This is a genomic window from Cellulomonas endophytica (assembly GCF_004123805.1).
GTDB classification, from domain to species: Bacteria; Actinomycetota; Actinomycetes; order Actinomycetales; family Cellulomonadaceae; genus Cellulomonas; species Cellulomonas endophytica.
The window spans coordinates 38,656-56,019 of the sequence record NZ_RWJX01000025.1 but is presented as its reverse complement, the minus strand read 5'-3'; the positions used below and the strand labels follow the sequence as shown (position 1 = coordinate 56,019).

Here is a 17,364-nt window from a genome sequence, read left to right as displayed (position 1 = left end):
CCGCCGGACACTCTTCACGAAAGGCCACCCCAGCGATGGGGTGGCCTTTCGTCGTTCCGCGGCCGCGTCGATGTCCGCGTCTTCCGATGTCGTCGGCCCTCGGCTGTACTGATCCCGCCCTGGACGGTGGGTGGACCGCGACGTCACACCTTCTCGCCGCCGTATGCGACGACGCCGGCCGCCCACCGCCGTGGGGGGCGGGGACGGCCGGCGTGGTCCGGGGCGCCGTGCCCCGGTCGTGGGTCGGTGGTGGTGGCTCAGCGGGCGAGGAACGCCAGCAGCGCCTCGTTGACCTCGGCCGTGTGCGTCGTCAGGAGGCCGTGCGGCGCACCGTCGACCTCGACGTACTCGGCCGCCGGGAGCAGCGCGTGGAAGCGCCGGCCCGTGGCGTCGATCGGCAGGACGTTGTCGGCGGTGCCGTGGAGGATGAGCGCCGGGACGTCGATCTTCGGGATGTCGGCGCGGAAGTCCGTCGGCCAGGTCAGCGGCGCGGCGGCCGAGGCCACCGAGCCGGAGCCGGCGGCCACGTCCCACGCGTGGCGGACCTGCTCCTCGCTGATGCGCGTGCCCAGGTTCTCGTCGAGGTTGTAGAAGTTCTTGTAGAACTCGGTGAAGTAGGCGTAGCGGTCCTTCTTCACCGTGGCGGCGATGTCCTCGAAGAAGGCGCGCGGCGCGGCGCCGTCCGGGTTGTCGTCCGTGATCTCGAGGAAGGGCTCCAGGGACGCGAGGAACGCGACCTTGCCGACGCGGGCGGAGCCGTACGTCGACACGTAGCGGGCGACCTCGCCCGTCCCCATGGAGAAGCCGACGAGCACCACGTCCTGCAGGTCGAGCGTCTCCAGCACGGTGTTCAGGTCCGCGGCGAACGTGTCGTAGTCGTAGCCGACGGACGGCTGGCTGCTCTGGCCGAAGCCGCGGCGGTCGTAGGTGATGACGCGGTAGCCGGCCTCCAGCAGCGCGGCCGTCTGGCCCTCCCACGAGTTGCCGTCGAGCGGGTAGCCGTGGATGAGGACGACCGGGCGGCCCGTGCCCTTGTCCTCGTAGTGCAGCTCGATGTCGACCGAGTTCTCCGTGCCGACGGTGATGCGTCCCATGGTGCGCCTCCGGGTCGAGACTGCGGAGAACGATCGTTCTCCGTCTGTGTCGGCTACCCTAGAGAACGAGCGTTCTCGTCCGCAAGGGGTGGTTGGTCGACGAGGGCGTGAACGGGCGACGACGGGTGGTTGGTCGACGAGGGCGTGAACGGGCGACGACGGACGCCGGGAGCGCGACGGGACGAGGTGGCGCGGTGGGGACGACGACGACGACGGGCGGGACGCAGGACGACGTGCGGGCACGCATCGTGGCCGCCGCGGACGCGCTCTTCTACGGTCGCGGGATCCAGGCCGTGCCGATGGACGAGGTGCGCGCCGCCGCCGGCGTCTCCCTCAAGCGGCTGTACGCGGAGTTCCCCGGCAAGGAGGCGCTCGTCGTCGCGGTCCTGCAGGAGCGCCACCGGGTCTGGGAGGAGGGGCTGGCGGCCGCGGCTGCCGGGCTCGTCGAGCCGCGAGCCCGGCTGCTCGCCGTCTACGACTTCCTCGACCTCTGGTTCACCGACGAGACGTTCCGGGGCTGCGGCTTCATCAACGCCTTCGGCGAGCTCGGGGCGTCGTCGCCCGCGGTGGCGGAGGCGGCGCGTGCCCACAAGGACACCTTCGAGCGGTACGTGTCGCGGCTCGCCGCGGAGGCCGGCGCCGACGACGACCTGGCACCGGCGCTCGTCCTGCTCGCGGAGGGGGCGCAGACCACCGCGGCCATCTCCGGCCGGCCGGACGTCGCACGCCAGGCGCGGCGCGCCGCGGAGGTGCTCATCGCCGCCGCCGTGCCGGCCGGGGGCTGAGGGCGGTCCTCCCGGCGCGCGACGGGCGGGCCGAGGCGCCAGGGTGGGCGGGTGGCCGTGCACGTCGGGATCTCGGGCTGGCGCTACGCGCCCTGGCGCGGCGCCTTCTACCCGCGCGGGCTGCCGCAGCGCCGTGAGCTGGAGCACGCCGCGAGCCGCCTCGGGTCCATCGAGCTCAACGGGTCCTTCTACTCGTTGCAGCGGCCGGAGAGCTTCCGGCTCTGGCGCGAGCAGACGCCCGACGGATTCGTGTTCGCCGTGAAGGGCCCCCGCTTCATCACGCACATGAAGAAGCTCGCCGACGTCGCGACGCCGCTGGCGAACTTCTTCGCCTCGGGCGTGCTCGCGCTAAGGGACCGGCTGGGGCCCGTGCTGTGGCAGCTGCCGCCGACGCTCGGGTTCGACGCCGACCGGCTCGCGGCCTTCTTCGGGCTGCTGCCCCGCAGCACGGCTGCGGCGGCCGCGCTGGCCGAGCATCACGACGAGCGGCTCGAGGGCCGGGCGCTGACGGTCACGGACGCCGACCGGCCGCTGCGGCACGTCCTGGAGGTGCGCCACCGCACGTTCGCGGTGCCCGCGTTCGTCGAGCTGCTGCGGGCCCACGACGTCGGGCTCGTCGTCGCGGACACCGCGGGACGCTGGCCGCACCTGGAGGACCTCACCTCCGACGTCGTGTACGTGAGGCTGCACGGCGACGAGGAGCTCTACGTCTCCGGCTACGACGACGCGAGCCTGGACCGGTGGGCGGCGAAGGTGCGGGCGTGGTCGCAGGGGCTGCCGCCCCCGGACGGGCCGCGGGTCGCCGCCCTCGCGCCGGACCGGCCGCGGGACGTCCACGTGTACTTCGACAACGACGTGAAGGTGCGGGCGCCGTTCGACGCGATGTCGCTCGCCGCCCGGCTCGGGGTGGGCCCTGCGGCGCCGTGACCCGCGGGCCGGCCCCGGACGCGGGTGGCGTCCGGGGCCGGGGCCGGGGGGCGGGGCGGGGCCCTGCGGGGTGACCGCGGGCTGACCGCGGGTCACCCCGGGGGCGCCGCGAGGCCGCCGCGGGTCACTGCTGCTGGTAGGCGACGAAGAGCTCGCCCTCGGCGTCGACGGTGAGCTCCGTGGTCACGCCGGACTCGCTGCCGTCGCTCCAGCTCGCGGTGCCGCTGCACGCGAGGACGAGCGTCTCGCCCTCCGTCGGCGTCACGAAGTCGGAGCGGTGGTCCTCCACCACGACGGCGTCGGTGACGGACAGCAGCAGCGGCTGGTCGACGGCGACCTGCTCCGACACGGAGACGGCCTCCGTCCCCAGGCTCCCGCAGTCGTACGACGAGGCGGCCAGGCTCGTGCCCAGGTCGACGGAGAGGTCCTCGAGCGCGCCGTCCTCGACGGCGCTGCCGAGCGCGACGAGGGCGATCCACATCGCGGCGGCGACGAGCGCCCCGACGACGCCGGTGACGATCCCGGCGACCGCCATGCCCTTGCCCGTCACGCCGGGCACGAGGCGGCGGATCGCGAGGACCCCGACGACGAGCGCCGCGAGGCCCAGGCCCACGGAGCCGACGTTGAGCACGGGGACGAGGCACCCGAGCAGGGCCAGCAGGCCGAGGACGAGCGCGGCGACCGCCAAGCCGCTGCGGCGCGGGGCGGGGGCGCCGAGGCCGGGGCCGACGGGTCCCGCCCAGACCGGCGCGGCACCGGCGCCGGTCGGCGCGTACCCCGGGGCGGCGGTGGCGTAGGCGGGGGTGGCGGGGCCGGCCGCGTGGCCGGCGGCGGTGCCGGGGGCCGGGGGGACGGGGGCGTGCTGCGGGGCGGTGCTCATGGCGTGGTGCTCCTACGGGACGGGTCCGCCACGGTGGTGGCGGGCCGGGAGGGGACGGGGTGCGACGACCGCACGGCCCTCAGGCTGGCCCGGGGGACGGGGTCGGGGCATCGGGGTCACCCCCGCACGCCACCCCTACGTCCACCCCGCACGTTCCCGGGGGCTCCTCCCGACACCCTCCGCGCCCTTCCGTACACGCGTCGCGTGCCTCCGCGCATCCGTCGGGGCACCTCGCGCGCCCGCCGGTGCTCCGGACCGCGGGGGCGGTGGTCCGTGCGGACGCCAGGCCCGGGGCGCTCAGTACCCGCCCGAGGCCCCGCCGCCGCTGAAGCCGCCGCCGCCCCCGAACGACGAGCCGCCCGACGAGGAGGAGCCGGACGCCCCCGAGTACAGGGCGGGGTTCGCCACGTAGAGGGGCAGCCACGCCCGGGGGTCGGAGACCGCGTCGCCCTTGCGGTGGTGGTAGCGGTAGCGGCGGTAGGCCTCGCGCTGCTCGTCGGTGAGGCCGAAGCCGGGCTGGGACTCCGCGGCGTGCAGCTCGGTGTCCGCGAGCCGGCGGCGGGAGCGGCGGTCGACGAGGACCCACGACAGGAGCCCGCCGAGCACGAGCCCGATGCCGGCGGCCCAGCCCCCGACCGCGAGCCAGTTCGTCGGCTCGTCCTGCACGGTGGAGCCCTCGGTCGCCGCCAGCGCGTAGATCTCCTCGACCGCGGCCGTGAGGCCCTCGGCGTAGCGCTCGTCGGACAGCGGCGGGGTCAGCACCTCGTCGACGACGTACGCGGCCTCGGCGTCGGTGAGGCGCTGGCGGACGCCGTCGGCGACCTCGACGCGCAGCTCCCGGTCGTCCGTGGCCACGACGACGAGCACCCCGTTGTCGGCCCCGGCGTCGCCGACGCCCCACGCGGTGGCGACCTCGCGGGACCACTCCTCCAGGTCGCCGTCGGGGGCGCCCACCGTGAGGACGGCGACCCGGGCGTCGTCGGCGGCGCGGTTGCTCGCGGTGATGACGTCGTCGAGCGCCCGCTCCTCGTCGGGCGAGAGCACCTCCGCCGCGTCGAGGACGTTGCCGGCGGGGCGCTCGGGGACGCCCGTGGCGGCGTCGGCCGAGCACGCGCCCACCGCGAGCAGCGCCCCGGCGAGCGCCAGCGCGGCGCCTCCCCGGCGGGCGCCGTGTCCCGACGTCCCCGTCGGGACGGCACGCCCCGACCGCCCTGCCCGTCCCGCACCCCCGGGCCCCGCGACCGCCCCCGTCGTGCGCACGGCGTCCCCCTCGTGGTCCGGCGGGGCGTCGCGCCCCGACCCTGCTCCGAGCCTGGCAGGCGCCGGGGGCGGACGCCTCCGTCCGGCGACGGATCCGCGGCCCCGTCCTGTGGCGGAGGCCGGCGGCGCGTACCCGAGGGCGCGGGCGGTGCCGAGGTCCCCGGGCGGGCCTGTCCGCCGAGGTGCCGTGGGCGACGTCGGGACCGTCCTCCGGGCGGCCTCGGGAGCACGGACGGTGCGGTCGACGTCCGCGCGCCGGACGCGCGTCCCGGTGTCGGCGTGCCGCAGGAACCCGCCGATGCGTCCGGCGCCGCCGCCGAGGACGACGCGCGGACGCCCGCCGGCCGGGAAGCCGGTGGGGACCGGGGCGCCGTGGCCGGCGGGCGTCGTCGTGCTCGCGGCGGTGGGCGTCAGCGGGTGGGAGGCCCGTCGGGCAGCAGGCCGGCACCCTCGGGCTGCGGCGTCTCGAGCTGCTCCATGATCTGGTCGAGCTCCTGCTGGTCGACCTCACCCAGGGCGGCCACGGTCAGGCCCAGCACGACCGCCGAGACGATGACGGACAGGACGCCGAGCACGATGCCGGCGAGCCCGAGCCCGCGGCCCCCGGCCAGGGCGCTGCGGCGGACGGCCACGGCGCCGAGGATGATCGCCACGATCCCGAGGACGAGCGAGACGATGTTCACGAACGGGATGAGGCACCCCAGGATCGCGATGATGCCGACGACGAGCGCGGCGATCGCCATGCCGTTGCTCCGGGGGGCCGGCGGCTGCCCGTAGCCGCCGGCGGCGCCGTACGCGGGGGAGGACCCGTAGGCGGGCGACGACCCGTAGGACCCGCCCGGGGGCGGTCCGGAGGCGTAGGACGGGCCGCCCGTCGGGGCGGGCTCGCCGGGCTGCACCGACCAGGGCTCGCCGCCCGAGCGGCCGGGCGGCGGCGGGGGCGTCGATCCGGTGTTGTCGTGGCTCACGGTGGCTCCTGCCGGTCGGGGACGTCGGTCGCGCCGCGGGCCGCCGTGTCCCGGGGGGACGGCGACGTGCCGGTGCGGCGGGGACGAGCCTGTCACCGGCACCGGCGCGTCGCGACCCGTCAGGCGGGCGCCCGCCGCAGCACGAGCCAGGCGCCGACGCCGCAGACGAGCCCGGCGGCGGCCAGCACGGCCGTCGACCCGACCGGCCCGAGGCCCAGGACCCAGGACCCGAACGCCCCCCAGCCGTCGGTCCGGGCGAGCACCGCGACCCCCACGACCAGCGCGGCGGCGATCGCGACGCTGAGCACCCAGGCGCCGACGGCGCGCCAGCGCAGGTAGACGGCCGCGTACAGGCCCATGATCCCGCTGGTGAACACGAAGGGCAGGAGGTAGACGACCGGCAGCTGCCACGCCGCCACGTCCGTCAGCCAGACGACCCGGAAGAAGCGGGCCTGCAGGCCCCAGCCGTCCGTGACGTCCTCCGCCCACCAGAGCGCCGTGAGCACCAGGGCGCACGCCGCCGCGTGCGCGAGCAGGAGCAGCCCCGTGCCGAGGACGACCGCCCGGCGGGTCACGCCGAGGCCGAGGAGGTAGGGGAAGCCGCGGGAGACGACGACCGCCACCATCGCCATCCCGTACCCGTAGAGGCTGGCCAGGCCGCCCGTGGCGCGCGCGTCCGGCGCGTCGACGAGGAGCCAGATGGCGAGGTTGACCGCGAACGCGGAGGCCAGCACGAGCCAGGGCAGCAGCAGGACGTTGACGGCGTCCATCGCCTGCACCCGCACGACGGTCAGCACGCGGGAGCGGGCGGGGCGCGGGACGGGCGCGGCGGCGGCGCGGGGGCCGCCGAGGACCGTGGTGCTCATGACGGGACCTCCTCGAGGGTGCGGACGTCGGCCGACCTCGCCCCGGTGAGGGAGACGACGACCTGCTGGAGCGGCACGGGCGAGAGGTCGAGACCCAGGCCCTCGGCACGTCGTCGCTCGTCGGCGGTGAGCCGGGCGGCCACGGTGGCACGGGCCAGGGGGCCGAGCGCCTCGCGGCGGAGCAGGCGGCGGTCGGCGACGAAGGCGTCGACCGCCCCGGAGGCGCCGACCACCTCGAGGGCGGAGCCCCGCACCTCGTCGGCCTCCGCGTCGAGCAGGACCCGGCCGTGGTCGAGCACCACGACGCGCTCGAGGAGGTGGTCGACCTCGTCGATGAGGTGGGTCGAGAGCACGACCGTGCGCGGCAGCTCGCCGATCTCCTCCAGGAGGGCGTCGTAGAAGAGCTGGCGGGCCGTCGCGTCGAGACCGAGGTAGGGCTCGTCGAAGAGGGTGACCTCCGCCCGGGACGCGAGCCCGATGACGACCCCCAGCGCCGACGTCATGCCGCGCGACAGCTTCTTCACCGTGCGGTCGGTCGGCAGCGCGAAGGCGTCGAGGAGCTCCGCGGCACGGTCGGCGTCCCAGCGGGGGAACACCAGCGCCGCGGCCCGCAGGGCGTGACGGACCCGGAAGGTCTCCGGGTAGACGACGGACTCCTTGACGAAGCACACCCGGCCGGCCAGGCCCTCGTTCTCGAAGGGGTCCCCGCCGAGCACCCGGACCCGGCCGGTGCTCGGTCGGTCCAGGCCCGTGAGCAGCCGCAGGAGCGTGGTCTTGCCCGCGCCGTTGCGGCCGAGGAGCCCGTGGACCCGCCCCTCCTCGAACGTCAGGTCGACGTCCTCGAGCACGGTCGTGGAGCCGTAGGTGCGGCCGACGCCGTGGGCGACGATCGCGGGACCGGACGCTGCCGTCCCGTCCGCGGCGCCGGTCACCGGGCACCGCCCGCGGCACGGCCCGGGCCGCCGGCGGCCGCACCCGCCCCGGACACCTCCGCCAGCAGGCGGGCGAGGTCGTCGGGCCCGAGCCCGAGGCGGTGCGCCTCCCGCACGAGCGGCGCGACGTACTCGTCGACGAACGCGGCGCGCCGCTGCTCCTGCAGCCGCGCCCGCGCCCCCGTGGACACGAACATCCCGATCCCCCTCCTCTTGTACAGGACCCCCTGGGCCACGAGCTCGGCCATGCCCTTCGCGACCGTGGCGGGGTTGATCCGGTAGAACGCCGACAGCTCGGTGGTCGACGGGACCTGGCCCTCCTCGGGCAGCGTGCCGTCGAGGACGTCGCCGGCGATGCGCTCGGCGATCTGCGCGAAGATCGGGCGGCCCTCGTCGATCACGCCGCCTCCCTCCCTCGTTGGTTCATTACTCCACTAATGAACCACCGGACCGGGTCGGCGTCAAGGGTCGGCGGGGAGCCGGCGGCGGAGGTGTCCGCGCGGGGCGCGCGGCGGGGCGCCCCGGCAGCACGACGACGAGCCGCCGCCCCTGCGGGCAGCGGCTCGTCGCGGCGGAGCCCCGGGTGCGGCGCGGGGGGGCGGGGCCCCCGTCCGCGTGCCGGTCAGGTGCGCGCGAGCAGCACCTCCGTCACGGCGTCGACGACCGACGCGGGCAGGTCGAGCGTCCCCAGCTCGGCCACGCGGGTGCCGAGCGGGCGCGCCGAGCGGACCGCGTCCCACGCCCGTGCCTTGCCCTGGTGCGAGGCGTGGGCGCGGTCGAGGACGGCGAAGGCCCGCGCGGCGACGTCGACCCCGCCCAGCGCGGGCTCGGGGCCGAGCTCGACGAGCAGGGCGGCACCGGCGGCGACGGGTTCGTCGACGTCGACGACGAGCCCGCCGCAGGCCCCGGCGGGCAGCCCGGAGGCCAGCCCCACGGCGTCGGAGCGCCGGACGGTGGCCGCCACCGCGCGGCCGTCGACGCTCACGCGCACCCGTCCGGCGAGGGCGGCGTCGTCGTCCGCCGCGCCGACGTCCAGCCCCGCGAACGACACGGTCCAGCGCCGGAGCGCCGGGACCGCGGCCAGGGGGCCGGTCGCGGGGCCGACCCGGAGCTCGCCCGGTGCCTGCGCCAGCCGCACCGGCGTGCGGACGGTCGCGCCGTCGGCCGTGCCGTCGTCCTCGAGGAGGTCGAACCGCCCGTCCGCGCCGACCACGACGACGAGCTCGAGGTGCTCGGGGTTGACGGGGTCGTTGCCCGGCACGGCGGCGCCGTCGAGCGGCACCACCGCCCCGGCGCGCGCGAGCACGGGGACGGCGCCGAGCGGGCGGTGCAGGTCGAGGGTGCGGTCGCCGTCGTAGACGAGCCCGCCGACGAGGTCGAGCCACGTGCCCTCCGGCAGCCACGCGCGGGTGCGGCCCAGGCGCGACGCGGGGTCGGCGGGCTGCGTCACGGGCGCGACGAGCAGCTGGGACCCGAACAGGAAGGCGTTCGGGACGGCGTAGGCCTCCTCGCGGCGGGGCCAGCCGTGGTGGACGGGCCGCACGAGGGGCACGGACTCCTGCGCCGCCCGGTGGTTCATCGTGTGCAGGTAGGGCACGAGCCGGTGGCGCAGGCGCAGGTGGGCCGTCATCGTCGCGCCGGCCTCCCCGGGGAAGGCCCACGGCTCCTTCGTGATGAAGGGGTTGGCGCCCGAGTGCAGCCGCAGGATCGGCGAGAACGTGCCGAGCTCGACCCAGCGGGCGGTGAGCTCGTCGTCGCGCGCGCCGAAGAAGTGGCCTCCGATGTCGTGGCTCCACCAGCCGTAGCCGATGTTCGCGGCGGTGGCGGTGAAGTGCGGCTGGGCGTCGAGGGAGGCCCAGGAGATGACGGTGTCGCCGGAGAAGCCCACGGGGTAGCGGTGGCTGCCGGGCCCCGCGTAGCGCGAGAAGGTCAGGCCCCGGCGGCCCTCGCGGGCGCTGTCGAGGTAGTGGAAGTGGTTGAGCATCCACAGGGGGTCGACCCCGGCGACCCGCGAGTACGGCCCCGACTGCCAGTCCAGCCACCAGAAGTCGACGCCCTGCGCCTCCAGCCCGCGGTGCAGCACCTCGAGGTACGCCTCGAGGAACCGGCGGTCCGTGACGTCGAAGGCGATCGGCAGGCCCTCGTCCGGGTCGCGGCCGAGCGCCTGCGTCATGGCGGGGTAGGCGTCCTCGTAGGAGCGCACGCCGTCGGCCGGGTGCACGTTGAGCGTCACCCGCAGCCCCTGCTCGTGCAGCCACGAGAGGAAGCGCTCGGGGTCGGGGAAGAGCTCGCGGTTCCAGGTGTAGCCCGTCCACCCGCTGCCGTGGACGGGGTCGACGTCGACGAGGTGCCAGTCCATGTCGATGACGCTCACGGACAGGGGGACGCCCTCGGCGCGGAAGCGCTCGACGACCGCCCGGTAGGACTCCTCCGTGTACCGGTGGTACCGGCTCCACCACGTGCCGAGCGCCCACCGGGGGACGACGGGCGCCGGCCCGCTGACGAGGTGCAGCGCCCGGACGGCCTCCTCGTGGTCGCGGCCGTACGCGAAGACGTAGAGGTCCTGGCGGTCGCCCGCGCGGGGGGCGACCCAGCCCTCGTCGTCGAGCAGCGGCGAGGCCGAGTCGTCGATCACCGCGAAGCCGTGGCGCGAGACGACGCCCGCCTCGAGCGGCACGGCCCCGTCCACCCCGTCGAGGGTCCGGGCCGTGCCCCCCAGGTCGTCGCGCGGCTGGCCGTGGCGCCACACGGAGTGGTAGCTGCTCACCCCGCCGCCGACCGCGACGCTGAGGCCGCTCGTCGAGAACGGGCCCTTGTCGTACGTGAGCGTGAACCGGGCCGTCGTCACCACGAGGTGGTCGCCGCGGTCCTCCACCCGGTGCTCGGGCACGGGCAGCCGGCGGTGCAGGGCGAAGGTGGAGGCCCGGTCCTCGAAGACGCCGTCGGCGGCGTGCTCGAGGCGCACGAGGCCGTCCGTGAGCAGCGTGATCCGCCAGGTGTCCCCCGCGACCACCGCCCCGGGGTCGGCGACCGGGCGGGAGGGCAGGCGGTACGCGGGCTTCACGGAGGGGCCCCTCTCGGACGCGGGTGCGGTCCCGGCCCATCGTGCCCCAGGGGAGGGCGTGCCACGGACCGCGCCCGGGGGGACGGCGACGACCGGCCCCCCGTGCGGAGACCGGCCGTCGGCGTGCGGGCGTGCGGGGCGTGCGGGCGTCAGACGGTGAACCGCCCGAGGACGCCCGTGAGCTCGGTGCTCATGTGCGCGAGGTCCACGGACGCGGCCTGCGTCTGCTGGACGCTCTCGGCCGCCAGGGACGCCGCCTCCGCGACGGAGGAGACGTTGCGCGCCACCTCGTCGGTGCCCTGCGCGGCCTCGCCGACGTTGCGGTTCATCTCCGCGGTCGTGGCGGTCTGCTCCTCCACGGCCGAGGCGATCGTCGTCTGGAAGTCGCTGATCTGGCCGATGACCTCGGCGATGCGGCCGATGGCCTCCGCCGCGCCCGTGACGTCGGTCTGGATCTTCGTGACGCGCGCCGCGATGTCCTCCGTGGCCTTCGCCGTCTCCTGCGCGAGGTCCTTGACCTCGCCGGCGACGACCGCGAAGCCCTTGCCGGCCTCGCCGGCGCGGGCGGCCTCGATGGTGGCGTTGAGCGCCAGCAGGTTCGTCTGCTCCGCGATGGAGGTGATGGTCTTGACGACCGTGCCGATCTGCGCGGAGGAGGCGCCGAGCTCCGCGACGGTCTCCGTCGTGGACTGCGCCAGGGTCACGGCCTGCTCGGCGACGCGCGCCGCCCGGGTGGTGTTCTGCGAGATCTCGCCGATGGACAGCTCCATCTCGCGGGCGCCGGCGGTGACGGTGCTGATGTTCCCGCTGATCTGCCCGGCCGCCGCGGCGACGACGCCCGCCTGGGCGGAGGTCTCCTCCGTCGAGGCGGCGAGCGTCGTGGCGGTGTGGGACAGCTCCTCGGACGCGTCGTGCACGCCCTGCGCCGCGCGGCGCACGCCGTCGAGGACCTCGCGCGTGGCCGTCTGGGCCTCGCCGAGCGCGCGCGCCATGGCGCCGACCTCGTCGCGCGCGTCGACCTGCGCCGCGACCGTGAGGTCCCCGCGGGCCATGGCCTGGAGCGACCGGCGCACGGCGGCGAGCGGGCGCGTCACGGAGCGGGCCACCGCGAGCGCGATCGCGACGGCGACCGCGACGCCCGCCAGCCCCACGAGCAGGACGAGGCGCAGGGCCGTCGAGGAGTCCGCGGCGCCGGCGGCGTTGCGCTCCGCGGCCTGCGCGGCCTGGGCCTCGCCCTCCGCCGAGATCGCGTCGCCCATGTCCGACAGCGCCGGGCGCATCCCGTCGGTGAACGTGGCCCGGAACCCCGAGAGGTCGCCGGCGTCGGCCAGCGCGAGCAGGTCGTCGACGACCGGCAGGTAGGCGTCGAAGGCGGTGAGGAAGAGCTCGACCGTGCCGGGGTCCACCTGGTGGGCCGCGTAGTCCTCGACACCCGTGCGGATCCCGTCGACGAGCTCGTCGAGCTCCGAGGCGATCTCGGCCCGGCGCTCCGCGTCGGCCAGCGGGTACTCCTGGACGCGGGCCCGGTGCGAGGCGAGGCTGCGCTGCACGCCGCTGAGCGTGTTGAGGGGCTCGAGGTTGCCGGAGTAGACGAGGGCGGCGTCGGCGCGCATGTCGCGGATCTGCGTCGTGGCGAGGCCGCCGACGAGGAGGACGACCGCCGCCATGACGGCCACCGCGGCGAGGATGCGCGTGCCGACGGGGGCGTCGGCGAGGCGCCGCCACGGGAGGCGCGACGAGGGGGTGGTGGGCATGGGTGGGTCTCCCGGGGACGGGGGTGGCACGGGGTGTCGTGCGGCCCATCGGCCCCGCGGCGGCCCGGGTGAGGCCTCGCGCGGCGCCGTCGGCGTGACGCCCGCCATGCCCGGGGGCCCGGGGTCGGGACCTCGGTCCCGGGAGAGGGGGCGGCGCGACGCCGATGCTCAGGGGGACGGTCCTGCCCGGGCCGCTCGGGACCCCCACACCTGAGGACCGCACGATGACCCCCACCGCCGCACCCGCCGTGCCTGCCGCACCCGCCGTGCCTGCCCGGCCCGCCGTCCGCCCGGCCGCCCGCCGCCACCTCCGCCGCGCCACGCGCACGGCCGCGGTCGCCGCGGCCCTCGTCGCCGGCACGGCCGTGCCCGCCTCCGCCCACGAGCGCTGGTTCACGGAGAGCACCGACGGCGGCGAGTGGTCCTTCTACCTGCGCCCGCTGCCGCTGGCGCTGACGGCGGCCGTCGTCCTCGTCGCCCTCGTGTGGCGCCGCGTGGCCGGGCGCCTGCCGCGGCCCGAGCTGCGGGTCCTGCAGCCCCTCGGCCGCCTCGCCCCGTTCCTGCCCCGCCTGCTGGCCGTCCACCTCGGCGTCTCGCTGCTGGCGTACGCGGTGACCGGCCGGTTCCTCACGCCCTCCACGCACCTGGACGACGTGCCGGGCGCCGCCGTCGCCGGCGTCGTGGAGGCGCTCCTGGGGATCTGGCTCATCACCGGGGTGCGGCTGCGGGCCGCCGCGGTGCTCGTCGCCCTGCTCGGCCCCGCGACCGCCGTGACGTCCGGTCCCGTCGCCCTGCTGGAGGCGGCCGACGTCGTCGGCATCGCCGCGTTCCTCGCGGTCCTCCCGCCGTCGGACGGCACCTTCGGCCGCGTCGCCCCGGACCCCGTCCGCGAGCGGTGGGCGCTGCTCGCGCTGCGCGTCGGCGTCGCCACGGCGCTCGTCACGCTCGCGTTCTCCGAGAAGTTCACGAACCCCGAGCTCGCCCGCGACACGCTCGCCGCCTACCCCCAGCTCGACGTCTTCGCCCTCGTCGGCCTCGACGTCCCGGCCGACGCCTTCGTCCTCGTCGCGGCGACCGTCGAGCTGCTCTTCGGCGCGCTGGTGCTGTCCGGCGCCCTGCCGCAGGTCGCGGTCCTCGTCGCGATGGTGCCCTTCAACGCGACCCTGCTGATCTTCGGCACGACGGAGGCCATCGGGCACCTGCCCGTCTACGGCGTCTTCCTCACGCTGCTCGTCTACGGCTCGCACCCGGCGACCGCCGCCGCGGTGTCCTGGCTGCCCGGCCGCCAGGACCTCCGCGACCTGCGCGACCTGCGCGGCCGGCGCGGCCTGCGGGCGCCGCGCCCGGCTGCGCGTCCCCGCGCGACGGTCTAGGAGCGCCCCGGCGCCGTGCCCGACCCCGTGCCCGACCCCGTGCCCGCCGTGCCCGCCGTGCCCGCCGTGCCCGCCGTGCCCGCCGTGCCCGACGCCGTGCCGTCCCTCCCCGGGGCCGGCGCGGCGTCCGCCGTCCCGGGCCGGTCGCGCGGCATCGCCAGCGCGGCGAGGGCCGTGAGCACCGCGGCGACCGCCACGGCCGTGAAGGCGGCCGTGGCCGCGTCCCCGAACCGCTCCGGGGCCGCGGCCGGGTCGGCGCCGCCGAGCCGGGCGTTGACGAGGCCCCGAGGGCCGCGACGCCCACCGCGCTGCCCACGGACCGCGCGAAGAGGTTCGCGCCCGTCACCACCCCGCGCTCGCCCCAGCCGACGCTCGCCTGCGCCGCGATGAGGGAGGGGGAGGCGACGAGGCCGAGACCGAGGCCCAGCACGAAGCACGTGGCGCCCACGGTCACCGCGGACGGCGCCGTCGAGACCGCGGCCAGGCCGGCGGCGCCGGCGACGACGAGCAGGCTCCCGACCAGCACGGTCGAGCGGAACCCGATGCGCAGGTAGAGCCGGCCGGACTGCGACGCGGCGATCGGCCACCCGATGGTCAGCCACGCCAGGGTCAGCCCGCTGCCCAGGGGCGAGGTGCCGGCCAGCGTCTCGAGGAAGGTCGGCACGTAGGTCGTGACGCCCATGAGGAGGACCCCGACCCCGGCGCCGACGAGGGCCGTCGTGGCGAGCAGCCGCCGGGTGAGGAGGCGCACGGGCAGCACGGGCTCCTCCGCGCGGCGCTCGACGAGCGCGAACACCCCGAGCAGCACCAGACCGCCCGCGACGACGCCGAGGCCGGGCACCGACACCCACGGCCAGGCGTTGCCGCCCTCGAGCAGCGCCAGCACGAGCAGCGTCAGGGCGACGGCCAGCACCGCCCCGCCCGCCCAGTCGACGCGGTGCCGGACGCGCTCGACCCGCTCGTGGAACGTGCGGGCCAGCAGGGCGGCGGCGAGCAGGCACAGGGGGACGTTGACCCAGAACACCCAGCGCCAGAGCCCGTACTCGCTGAACAGCCCGCCGAGGGTCGGCCCGACGACGGAGGACACGCCCCACACCCCGGCGATGTAGCCCTGGACCCGGGCGCGCTCCGCCACGGACCACACGTCGCCGACGATCGTCACGGCCATGGGCTGCACCGCCCCGGCGCCGAGCCCCTGCACCGCGCGCGCCGCGATGAGCGCCGGCATGGACCACGCCAGCCCGCAGAGCACGGACCCGACGAGGAACAGCGCGATCCCGCCCAGCACGACGGGCTTGCGCCCGACGGTGTCCGCGACTTTCGCGTAGAGCGGCACCGACACCGCCTGCGTGAGCAGGTACACGGAGAAGAGCCACGGGAAGCTCGTGAAGCCGCCCAGGTCCGCCACGATCGTCGGCACCGCGGTGGCCAGGATGGTGGCGTCGACCGCGACGAGCGCCGTCGTCGTCATGAGGGCGAGGAGGACGGGACCGCGCTCGGAGCGCAGGCCGACGGAGGCACGGGTCGGGCGGTCGGTCGGGACGGGGGCGGTCACGGGGCGCGGCTCCTCGGGGCGGGGGCGGCCCGCCGCGTGCGGGCACCGCGCACGAGCCTGGACCCGGCGGGCACCGGGCGCCCGCCGGGGTCCTGCCGGGGTCCTGCCCGGGTCCTGCCCGGGTCCTGCCCGGGTCCTGCCCGGGTCCTGCCCGGGGTCCTCCTGCCGGACGCGACGAGGGCGGTCGTGCCCTCGGACGTACCGTCACCGAGGGGCGGCCGTGCGGGGCGCCCGGTGCGAGGGGTGGTGGCGGGTGCCGGGGACGACGACGGACGGGTCCGGGACGGGGTCCGCGACGGGCACCGCGGCGCTGTCCGCCCTGCTCCGTGCGGGCACGGCGGACGACCACCGGGCCGCGGAGAGCGTGCCCTTCGTCGACCGGCTCGTCGGCGGCGGGCTCGCACCGGGGGAGTACGCCCGCTACCTGCGGCAGCTGCGGGTGGTCTACGCCGCGCTGGAGCGGGCGGTGGACGCGGCGCCGGAGCGCCTCGGCCCCCTGGGGGCGCTCGTCGCGGGCCCGCTGCGGCGGGGGCCGGCGCTGGCGGCCGACCTCGCCGCGCTCGCGGGCGACGCCGGGGCGGGGGGAGACGCCGCGGCCCCCGTCCTGCCCGCGGCCCGGGAGTACGCCGACCGGGTCGACGCCGTCGGACGCACGGACCCCGGCGCCCTGGCCGCGCACGTCTACACCCGCTACCTCGGGGACCTCGCGGGCGGGCAGGTGGTCGCCGCCGGGCTGCGCGCCACGGGGGTCGGGGACGCCGCGCTCGCGTTCTACCGCTTCGACGCGCCCGTGCCCGTGCTGCGCCGGCAGGTGCGGGAGGCGCTGGACGCCCTGCCGCTCGCCGGGGCCGCGCGGGCGGCGGTGGTGGTCGAGGCCCGCCGGGCGTTCGACCACAACCGCCTCCTGCTGCTGGCGCTGGGACGTCAGGGCACGTAGGTCCCCGCGGTCGTCAGCGTGTGCGCGTCGTGCTGGCCCGAGCCCGGGCACGCGACGTGCACCGAGAAGGGGTGGGGGTGGCGCTCGTCCGGCGCGGACGGGCTGACCTGGTACCCGTTGCGGGGCCCGGTCTGCTGCTGGAGCGCGGTGCGCACCCGGCCCGTCAGGTCGACGGACGGGTGCTGGGGGCAGGGGAACATCATGGGGCGCAGCTGCACGGTGACCGACTCCTTCGTCGACCGGGCCGGCCCGTCCTGCTCGAGATGGCCCGCACCCCCGATGGTCCTCCCGCAGCGCGTGCAGGACGGCCAGGGCCTCCGTGCGGAGCACCTCGGCCATCTGCGCCAGTCCCTGCGTCTGCGCGACCTGCGGGGACCGTGCCTCCCCGGAGTCCACGGCCTCCGCGATCGCCCCGACCATGCGGTCCATCTCGTCCATCGTCGAGCCGAGGGACTCGATGGACGCGGTCATGCCGCCGACGGCGGACTGCAGCGAGCCCACCTGCGCGGTGATCCGCTCCGTGCTCTGGCCCGTGGAGTCCGCGAGGGACTTGACCTCCTGGGCGACGACGGCGAAGCCGCGGCCCTCCTCCCCGGCGCGCGCGGCCTCGATGGTCGCGTTGAGCGCGAGGAGCCGGGTCTGCGACGCGATCCGCGCGATGAGGTCGACGACCGCCCCGATCTCGCGGGCCGTGGCGTCCAGGGACGCGACCGCGGCGAGCGTCCCGGAGGCCTCCGCCACCGCCCCGCCGGCGGAGGACGCCAGGCCGGAGGCCGAGGCCCCGAGCTCCACGGCCGCCGCGGCGAGCTGCTCCGACAGCGCCATGACGGTCGCCTCGAACGTGTCGGCGGTCTGCAGGCGGGTGCGGGCGGCCTCGGCGACCTCCGCCTGGCCCTGGGCCATGCGCTCGCGGGCGGTGTTGATCGTCGTCGCGCCGTGCTTGAAGGAGCCCGTCATGCCGACCGTGAG

General features: G+C 76.9%; 14 protein-coding genes and 1 pseudogene. 3 read left to right on the top strand and 12 right to left on the bottom strand.

Annotated elements, in window-relative coordinates; genetic code table 11:
* Positions 1 to 257: 257 nt before the first annotated feature.
* Complete coding sequence (locus EJA20_RS09610; protein WP_129337928.1) at positions 258 to 1,094, bottom strand: alpha/beta fold hydrolase; 837 nt, start codon at positions 1,092 to 1,094, stop codon at positions 258 to 260.
* 194 nt (positions 1,095 to 1,288) lie between these two features.
* On the opposite strand from EJA20_RS09610, the gene EJA20_RS09605 reads away from it, so the two are divergent.
* A complete protein-coding gene (locus EJA20_RS09605; protein ID WP_240675299.1) occupies positions 1,289 to 1,879 on the top strand; it encodes a TetR/AcrR family transcriptional regulator in 591 nt (196 codons plus the stop codon).
* 51 nt (positions 1,880 to 1,930) lie between these two features.
* The gene (locus EJA20_RS09600; RefSeq protein WP_205687436.1) at positions 1,931 to 2,806 is read left to right on the top strand and encodes a DUF72 domain-containing protein; all 876 of its coding nucleotides are present in this window, start codon (positions 1,931 to 1,933) and stop codon (positions 2,804 to 2,806) included.
* Positions 2,807 to 2,930: 124 nt separating this feature from the next.
* Here EJA20_RS09600 and EJA20_RS18680 read toward each other — a convergent pair whose 3' ends face one another.
* The 9 genes from EJA20_RS18680 to EJA20_RS09550 form a co-directional block, all read right to left on the bottom strand.
* Positions 2,931 to 3,686 carry a hypothetical protein gene (locus EJA20_RS18680; protein WP_164983913.1) on the bottom strand — a complete coding sequence of 252 codons (756 nt, stop codon included), beginning with the start codon at positions 3,684 to 3,686 and terminating at the stop codon, positions 2,931 to 2,933.
* Between the two features lie 297 nt (positions 3,687 to 3,983).
* Positions 3,984 to 4,946, bottom strand: a complete 963-nt coding sequence (locus EJA20_RS09590) for a TPM domain-containing protein (RefSeq protein WP_129337927.1) — start codon at positions 4,944 to 4,946, stop codon at positions 3,984 to 3,986.
* Positions 4,947 to 5,356: 410 nt separating this feature from the next.
* Positions 5,357 to 5,914, bottom strand: a complete 558-nt coding sequence (locus tag EJA20_RS09585; RefSeq protein ID WP_129337926.1) for a DUF4190 domain-containing protein — start codon at positions 5,912 to 5,914, stop codon at positions 5,357 to 5,359.
* Positions 5,915 to 6,033: 119 nt separating this feature from the next.
* A complete protein-coding gene (locus tag EJA20_RS09580) occupies positions 6,034 to 6,780 on the bottom strand; it encodes a hypothetical protein (RefSeq protein ID WP_129337925.1) in 747 nt (248 codons plus the stop codon).
* The gene (locus tag EJA20_RS09575) at positions 6,777 to 7,712 is read right to left on the bottom strand and encodes an ATP-binding cassette domain-containing protein (protein ID WP_129337924.1); all 936 of its coding nucleotides are present in this window, start codon (positions 7,710 to 7,712) and stop codon (positions 6,777 to 6,779) included. The genes EJA20_RS09580 and EJA20_RS09575 overlap by 4 nt, the downstream gene beginning before the upstream one ends.
* Positions 7,709 to 8,113: a GntR family transcriptional regulator gene (locus EJA20_RS09570; protein ID WP_129337923.1), complete on the bottom strand. Its 405-nt coding sequence runs from the start codon at positions 8,111 to 8,113 to the stop codon at positions 7,709 to 7,711. The genes EJA20_RS09575 and EJA20_RS09570 overlap by 4 nt, the downstream gene beginning before the upstream one ends.
* 221 nt (positions 8,114 to 8,334) lie before the next feature.
* Entirely contained in the window at positions 8,335 to 10,776 is a 2,442-nt protein-coding gene (locus EJA20_RS09565; protein ID WP_129337922.1) for a glycoside hydrolase family 31 protein, read from the bottom strand.
* 149 nt (positions 10,777 to 10,925) lie between these two features.
* Positions 10,926 to 12,530 carry a methyl-accepting chemotaxis protein gene (locus tag EJA20_RS09560; protein ID WP_164983912.1) on the bottom strand — a complete coding sequence of 535 codons (1,605 nt, stop codon included), beginning with the start codon at positions 12,528 to 12,530 and terminating at the stop codon, positions 10,926 to 10,928.
* Between the two features lie 1,221 nt (positions 12,531 to 13,751).
* A complete protein-coding gene (locus EJA20_RS09550) occupies positions 13,752 to 15,458 on the bottom strand; it encodes an MFS transporter (protein WP_338068814.1) in 1,707 nt (568 codons plus the stop codon).
* 220 nt (positions 15,459 to 15,678) lie between these two features.
* Here EJA20_RS09550 and EJA20_RS09545 point away from each other — a divergent pair, with 220 nt between their 5' ends.
* Positions 15,679 to 16,395 (top strand): biliverdin-producing heme oxygenase, encoded by a 717-nt coding sequence (locus EJA20_RS09545; RefSeq protein ID WP_205687435.1) that lies wholly within the window; start codon positions 15,679 to 15,681, stop codon positions 16,393 to 16,395.
* Here EJA20_RS09545 and EJA20_RS09540 read toward each other — a convergent pair.
* Positions 16,383 to 16,613, bottom strand: coding sequence for a hypothetical protein (locus tag EJA20_RS09540; RefSeq protein WP_129337918.1), 231 nt, complete (start codon positions 16,611 to 16,613; stop codon positions 16,383 to 16,385). The genes EJA20_RS09545 and EJA20_RS09540 overlap by 13 nt on opposite strands.
* Before the next feature lie 238 nt (positions 16,614 to 16,851).
* Positions 16,852 to 17,220: pseudogene (locus tag EJA20_RS19930) on the bottom strand (methyl-accepting chemotaxis protein); the annotation flags it as partial.
* Positions 17,221 to 17,364 lie beyond the last annotated feature (144 nt).

Bases quoted from the DNA above. Each gene is read 5' to 3' on its own strand.
- EJA20_RS09610 (WP_129337928.1), bottom strand. From the start codon at position 1,094: ATGGGACGCATCACCGTCGGCACGGAGAACTCGGTCGACATCGAGCTG.
- EJA20_RS18680 (WP_164983913.1), bottom strand. From the start codon at position 3,686: ATGAGCACCGCCCCGCAGCACGCCCCCGTCCCCCCGGCCCCCGGCACC.
- EJA20_RS09580 (WP_129337925.1), bottom strand. From the start codon at position 6,780: ATGAGCACCACGGTCCTCGGCGGCCCCCGCGCCGCCGCCGCGCCCGTC.
- EJA20_RS09560 (WP_164983912.1), bottom strand. From the start codon at position 12,530: ATGCCCACCACCCCCTCGTCGCGCCTCCCGTGGCGGCGCCTCGCCGAC.